The 1,467-nt window shown below is 60.9% G+C and carries 2 protein-coding genes; one reads left to right on the forward strand and one right to left on the reverse strand.

What is annotated here, in order from left to right; translation table 11 throughout:
* Positions 1-75: 75 nt before the first annotated feature.
* Positions 76-1,011 carry a transcriptional regulator GcvA gene (gcvA, locus tag EN932_RS35945; protein WP_127365962.1) on the reverse strand — a complete coding sequence of 312 codons (936 nt, stop codon included), beginning with the start codon at positions 1,009-1,011 and terminating at the stop codon, positions 76-78.
* Positions 1,012-1,141: 130 nt separating this feature from the next.
* Here gcvA and EN932_RS35950 point away from each other — a divergent pair, with 130 nt between their 5' ends.
* Positions 1,142-1,408, forward strand: coding sequence for a hypothetical protein (locus EN932_RS35950; protein WP_127365963.1), 267 nt, complete (start codon positions 1,142-1,144; stop codon positions 1,406-1,408).
* Positions 1,409-1,467: the final 59 nt, after the last annotated feature.

Here is a 1,467-nt window from a genome sequence, read left to right on the forward strand (position 1 = left end):
GCCCTACTGCCCTACTGCCCTACTGCCCTACTGCCCTACTGCCCTACTGCCCTACTGCCCTACTGCCCTACTGCCCTACTGCCCTTTATCCGTGGTCCGCGTCTTGGCGACTTCCTCTAGCATCCATTCGCGAAAGGCGACGATGCGTGGATCGTCGGCGGTATTTTCGGGATAGACCAGGAAATAGGCGAACTCGGGCGCCACCCGCAGGCCGAGTTCGAAAGGCTGCACCAGCCTGCCCTGGGAAAGGTCGTTCGCCACCATGGCGAAATCGGCGAGCGCAACGGCATTGCCGTCGAGCGCAGCCTGGACGGCATCCGTGGAATTTCCGAACACGACTGTCCGGCTGTCGTCGAAATCATTGATGCCGGCCGCCGCCATCCACATCCGCCAGTTCGGCCACGTCACGCCTTGCCGCGACCATTCGATATGCGCAAGCGTGTGATTGAACAGGTCGCGCGGCTCGCGCAGCGGCGGACCGGACGTCAAGAGGCTCGGGCTGCACACCGGAATGAGGATGTTGTCGAACAGCCGGTGGGTGCGAAGGCCCGGATATTTGCCGGCGCCAAAACGGATGCCGACATCGATGTCGTCAAGTTCGAAATCCCGCACTTCATAGGCGATGTCGAATCGCAATTCGATATCGGTGTGACGCTTGCGAAAATCGTCGACGCGTCGCATCAGCCATTTTGACGCGAACTGCGCGTCGAGCGTTACCTTCAAGAGAGCGGTGCCGCGCGTCAGCTTTTGCGCCCGCGAAACAGCCCGGCCAAGCAGGTCGAGCGCGTCCGCCGAGGCGTCGAACAGCACCGTTCCCGCCTCGGTGAGCCGGATGGTGCGGCTGGTGCGCGTGAACAGCACCAGCCCGAGCTGATCCTCGATTTCCTTGATCTGATGGCTGACGGCGGCCGGTGTCAGCCCAAGCTCGTCGGCGGCACGGGTGAAATTGAGGTGCCGGGCCGCCGCCTCCAGCGTCCTCAAGGCACGAGTCCCAGGCAGAAGACGAGCCATCCTATCCTCAAAGAAAACTTGATGATCGAGAGAAAACTACTCGTTTCCTACAGAGATTTCAATCTGGCATGATCTGTCCATCGAAACATCATCAAGCCGGATTTGATATTCGGGGAGAACGGAGCACACCATGTCCATCATCGTTTTGAATTCGTCCGCACATCGTCCGAACTGGCTGGCCGAAACCCTCGACTGGTTGCGTCACGCCCGGGTCGCGATACGCCTCCCCCGCCGCGATACTGCCTACCAGAACGTCGAGGATCTCTCCGACCGCCAACTGCGCGATATCGGCGGCGTGCGCCGTGATGTCGCTCGCGCAATGGACAAGGAGCTTGGCCGGCTGGGCCTGCTCGACATCGGTTGGCAGAGACCTGGCCGTAGGGGAATAGGGGAATAGGGGAATAGGGGAATAGGAAAAACTAAGGCCGCGCCGAGCTTGTCCCTACTCCCCTACTC

The organism is Mesorhizobium sp. M7A.F.Ca.US.002.01.1.1 (assembly GCF_004022955.1).
Lineage (GTDB): Bacteria > Pseudomonadota > Alphaproteobacteria > Rhizobiales > Rhizobiaceae > Mesorhizobium > Mesorhizobium ciceri.

Excerpts from the sequence above, each read along its gene's own strand:
- EN932_RS35950 (WP_127365963.1), top strand. The coding sequence starts at position 1,142 with ATGTCCATCATCGTTTTGAATTCGTCCGCACATCGTCCGAACTGGCTG.
- gcvA (WP_127365962.1), bottom strand. The coding sequence starts at position 1,011 with ATGGCTCGTCTTCTGCCTGGGACTCGTGCCTTGAGGACGCTGGAGGCG.